This window comes from Ilyobacter sp. (genome assembly GCF_041583315.1).
In the GTDB taxonomy this organism is placed as follows: domain Bacteria; phylum Fusobacteriota; class Fusobacteriia; order Fusobacteriales; family Fusobacteriaceae; genus Ilyobacter.
This window is the reverse complement of record NZ_JBFHGC010000195.1, coordinates 1-4723: the sequence shown is the minus strand read 5'-3', so window position 1 is coordinate 4723 and position 4723 is coordinate 1. Positions and strand designations below refer to the sequence as shown.

The 4723-nt window shown below is 35.0% G+C and carries 6 protein-coding genes; all 6 read left to right on the top strand.

The genetic code is table 11. The features are described 5' to 3' along the window. Positions 1-191 precede the first annotated feature (191 nt). Positions 192-341: a hypothetical protein gene (locus tag ABZA26_RS07970; RefSeq protein ID WP_372713990.1), complete on the top strand. Its 150-nt coding sequence runs from the start codon at positions 192-194 to the stop codon at positions 339-341. Between the two features lie 121 nt (positions 342-462). Then, a complete protein-coding gene (lepB, locus tag ABZA26_RS07965) occupies positions 463-1383 on the top strand; it encodes a signal peptidase I (RefSeq protein WP_372713989.1) in 921 nt (306 codons plus the stop codon). 10 nt (positions 1384-1393) lie between these two features. Beyond that, positions 1394-1822, top strand: a complete 429-nt coding sequence (rimI, locus tag ABZA26_RS07960; RefSeq protein ID WP_372713988.1) for a ribosomal protein S18-alanine N-acetyltransferase — start codon at positions 1394-1396, stop codon at positions 1820-1822. Positions 1823-1883: 61 nt separating this feature from the next. Next, the gene (gene purB, locus ABZA26_RS07955; protein ID WP_372713987.1) at positions 1884-3317 is read left to right on the top strand and encodes an adenylosuccinate lyase; all 1434 of its coding nucleotides are present in this window, start codon (positions 1884-1886) and stop codon (positions 3315-3317) included. Continuing rightward, positions 3317-3832 carry a Gx transporter family protein gene (locus ABZA26_RS07950; protein WP_372713986.1) on the top strand — a complete coding sequence of 172 codons (516 nt, stop codon included), beginning with the start codon at positions 3317-3319 and terminating at the stop codon, positions 3830-3832. Before purB ends, ABZA26_RS07950 begins: the two co-directional genes overlap by 1 nt. Then, on the top strand, positions 3829-4723 hold an 895-nt coding region (locus ABZA26_RS07945), incomplete at its 3' end, for a phosphoglucosamine mutase (protein WP_372713985.1). The genes ABZA26_RS07950 and ABZA26_RS07945, both read left to right, overlap by 4 nt.

Genomic DNA, 4723 nt, shown 5'->3' with positions numbered 1-4723 from the left:
TTTATTTTATTAAAGATAAAAAAATATCGATAGAACTTATTTATATAAGAAAAAATTATATATAAAAAGTAAAGTTTGTGAAAAAGAATATATTGGTAAATAAGGAAAAAGATAACTATTATTTACAGAGAGATAGAGATGGAATATACTAGAAAAGTAAAGGAAAATAGTTAATAAAAGGAGGGGCTTAAATGGAAAAAATCAATTGTCCGCATTGTGGGAATCTATCAGGTGAGGTAGATTATGAAAAAAGTACAAAATATTTTATTTGTAATGAGTGCAGCTCCATGTTTCACACGATTCAAGAAGATGGAAAAATAAAGGTAGAACTAGAAGGATAAGCCGGCATATGCCGGCTTATTTTATTTATTGAAATGATAAAAGACAATAAGGTAAAAAAAGTCGAAAAATATGTTTAATTATGTTAAAATAGGAGAGTAAAATACTGAAAGAGGTGCATAAATGGAAAAAGAAAAAATCATAATTAACGGAATTTTTTACCTGTTTCTGACAACATGTTTTCTTTTATTATGGGTAAAAGAAAAAGAAGTAGTCGAGCTCATTAAAGAGTACAGAGGGGCTTTCGCCGGAAAGATAATCTCGATATTCAATGTAGAGAGCACTGTAACACAAAAAGGTATAAAAAAGACTGTTAATTTTGTGGAAACAATCGGTTCGGCACTTATACTTGTTCTAATAATTCAAAAGTTTTATTTGGGAAATTTTCTTGTTCCGACGGGCTCGATGATCCCTACAATTATGCCAAAAGACAGAATATTTGGAAATATGGTAATTTATAATTTTAAACAACCTGAAAGAGAAGATATAATTGTTTTTAAAGAACCTGTGGAGAATAAAGTTTTATACACAAAAAGAGTCATGGGGCTTCCTGGAGAAGAAGTGAAAATAGAGTTTGGACATCTGTATATTAATGATAAAAGAATAGACAGCAGAGAGTATTCAAATCTTGGATTTATAGAGTACGATACATGGACAATACCTAAAAAAGGTGACATTATAGACATCGTACCAGGAGCCAATTATACCTCTGAAATAAAAAGTGAGGATATAAAAGAGATTCAGGAATTTTTACTGGAAAAACCTGGACAGTTAAAAGAGATACTTCCAGATGTAGATTTTTATGTGAACGGGAAAAAAACAGGAATGGTGTTAGATTTTATTCATGATCAAAAGACTATAGATGAGATATTAAACGGGAAAAGTGTAAAAATAAAAATTGATGAAAATTATTATATGGTTTTGGGAGACAACACAGACGGAAGTTATGATTCTAGAATGTGGGGATTCGTTGCTGAAAGCAGAATAAAGGGAAAAGCATTTGTAAGATTCTGGCCTTTAAACAGAATAGGAATGATGAAATAAGGGGAATTTTATGCAAGTAATTCAAGGTATGGATACAGACAATATAGAGGAACTTTACTATTTGGAAAAAAAAAACTTTCCCGGGAATTCATACAGCAGAGATTCCTTGTTTAAAATGCTGGGAAATAGCAGATATTATTTTTGGGGAGTCTGGGAAAATGAAAATCTAATAGGATATGCAATCCTGCTGGACAGTATCGATATTTTTGAAATAATGAAGATAGCTGTGGATAAAAGATATAGAAATCAGGGTATAGGGGAAGAACTACTTAGAACCATTTCTAAAGAATTGGGGAAAGAGATACATCTTGAGGTAAGAGAAAGTAATCAGACCGCTATAAGACTTTATCAAAAAATGGGATTTAAAAATCTATTCAAAAGAAAAAATTACTATGGTGATACAGGGGAAGATGCCTTGGTAATGGTATTAAACAATTAAAATACCTATATTAACTTGGTCATTTTAAAAAAATAAATTATTTATGAAAGGGTGGAAAAAATTGGGAAATAATGTTTATTCAAATCCATTGGTTGAAAGGTACGGATCAAAAGAGATGCTGGAGAATTTTTCTCCTGATAAAAAGTTTTCCACTTGGAGAAAGCTTTGGGTGGCGCTAGCTGAAGCACAAAAAGACCTAGGTCTAAACATCACAGAAGAACAGCTGGAAGAGATGAGAGCAAATGTAAACAACATTGATTATGAGCTTGCAAAGGTAAAAGAACGTGAATTCAGACATGATGTTATGGCCCATGTACACACATTTGGTACAGCAGCTCCGAAGGCTATGCCTATAATTCATTTGGGTGCTACCAGTGCTTATGTAGGAGACAACACAGATCTTATTCAAATCAAAGACGGACTGGAAATTCTCAAGGTGAAAATGGTAAATGTTATTAATTCGATGGCTAAATTCTCTCTCGAATATAAGGGACTTCCGACACTTGGATTTACACATTTTCAGCCGGCACAGCTGACTACAGTGGGAAAGAGAACTACCCTATGGCTTCAAAGCCTACTTCTTGACTTTGAAGAGCTGGAATTCAGGGAAGAAACTTTGAGATTCAGAGGAGTAAAAGGAACAACTGGAACTCAGGCAAGTTATCTAGAACTTTTTAACGGTGAATTTGAAAAAGTGAAGAAACTAGACGAAATGGTGGCAGAAAAAATGGGATTCACCAAGAGTTTCTTAGTAACCGGTCAAACATATGACAGAAAAGTGGACTCAGAGATCCTGAATCTACTTTCAAATATAGCTCAGTCAGCACATAAATTTACCAATGATCTAAGACTGCTACAGCACCTTAAAGAGATAGAGGAGCCATTTGAAAAGAGTCAGATAGGATCTTCTGCAATGGCTTATAAAAGAAATCCTATGAGAAGCGAAAGAATCTCATCTCTTGCTAAGTTTGTAATTGCAATGCAGCAGAGTACAGCTATGACTGCAGCAACACAATGGTTTGAGAGAACCTTGGACGACTCTGCAAACAAAAGACTCTCTATTCCTCAAGCATTTCTGGCAATAGATTCAATATTATTGATCTGGCAGAATATAATGGACGGTCTTGTAGTATACCCTAAGATGATAGAAAAGCGTATCATGTCAGAACTTCCGTTTATGGCCACTGAATACATAATAATGGAAGGTGTAAAAAACGGTGGAGACAGACAGGAACTACATGAAAGAATAAGAGTTCACTCAATGGAAGCTGCTAAGACAGTAAAAATTGAGGGAAAAGATAACGATCTTATAGAAAGAATTTTGAAAGATGATTATTTCAACATAGATAAAGAGAGACTTTTAGAAATTTTAGACCCTAAAAACTTCATCGGATTTTCTTCAGACCAAACTGTAGAGTTTATTGAAAGAGATGTAAATCCTATCATAAAAAAATACGAAACTATGATCGGAATCGAAGCGGAGTTAAGAGTTTAGTGATAAAAAATAAAAGAGAGGGCTATCTGGTCGCACTGGTTTTGATAGCCCTTTATTTTTCTCTTCTTGAGAATCTAATACCGAAACCATTTCCTTGGATGAAGATAGGATTAGCAAATCTGGCTACAATTATAGCTCTTGAAAAGTTTGATAAAAAGATGGCCTTTGAAGTGGTAGGACTCAGGATAATAATACAAGGGTTGATGCTCGGAACTCTGTTTACCCCAGGTTTTTTTGTAAGTCTGATAGCGGGAACAGCAAGTACGGGGGTAATGGTGTTTTTATATAATTTCAGAAAGAATCTTAGTTTAATGGCAATAAGTTCTTTTTCAGCTGTGGTGCATAACATAACACAGCTTTTTGTAGTTTACTTTTTAATGTTTAGAAATATAGATGTCTATACAAAATCCATACTGAGTTTTGTACTACTTTTTCTAGCCCTGGGATGGGTATCAGGAATGGTAACAGGATATCTGGGGGAGAGATTGAATCTGAGAAGGAGGATAAAAAATTGAGAAAATATTTTGGAACTGACGGTATAAGAGGCGAAGCAAATAAGGAACTTACAGTGGATATAGCTCTGAGGCTGGGATACGCAATCGGTTACTATCTGAGAAAAAAAAATCCTAATAAAAAACTAAAGGTAATAATGGGTACCGACACAAGAATATCAGGATATATGTTGAGATCTGCCCTTTTTGCCGGGATGACATCTATGGGTGTAGATATAGATTTTGTAGGGGTAATACCTACTCCGGGAGTATCCTACCTCACAAGAAGGCTCTCTGCAGATGCAGGAATAATGATATCAGCATCTCATAATCCAGCAAAGGACAACGGGATAAAAATTTTTGCATCTAACGGGTACAAGCTTCCTGACGAGCTGGAAATGGAATTAGAAGATCTTATGGACAGATTTGAAGAGATAAGTAAGGAATGTATGCCTGGAGATAAGGTTGGTAAATTTAAGTATGCAGACAACGAGTACTACCTATACAGAGATTATATAATCTCAACGGTAAAGGGAGATTTCTCGGGAATGAAAATAATCATAGATACAGCCAACGGAGCTGCCTACAGAATCGCCAGAGAAGTATTTATGGATCTAGGAGCTGAGATAGTGGTAATAAATGATGCTCCAAATGGAACCAACATAAATGTAAAATGCGGCTCTACGCACCCTGAGATACTTGCTAAGGTAGTAACAGGATATGAAGCTGACCTAGGTCTTGCCTATGACGGAGACGCAGATAGGCTGATGGCAGTGGATAAAAACGGAAATGTCATAGACGGTGACAAGATAATAGCAATCCTGGCCAAAGAAATGAAAAGCAGAGGAGAGCTAAACGATAACAGGGTGGTAACAACTGTTATGAGTAATATGGGATTTGAAAACTACCTGGATA

Excerpts from the sequence above, each read along its gene's own strand:
- ABZA26_RS07970 (WP_372713990.1), top strand. The coding sequence starts at position 192 with ATGGAAAAAATCAATTGTCCGCATTGTGGGAATCTATCAGGTGAGGTA.
- lepB (WP_372713989.1), top strand. The coding sequence starts at position 463 with ATGGAAAAAGAAAAAATCATAATTAACGGAATTTTTTACCTGTTTCTG.
- rimI (WP_372713988.1), top strand. The coding sequence starts at position 1,394 with ATGCAAGTAATTCAAGGTATGGATACAGACAATATAGAGGAACTTTAC.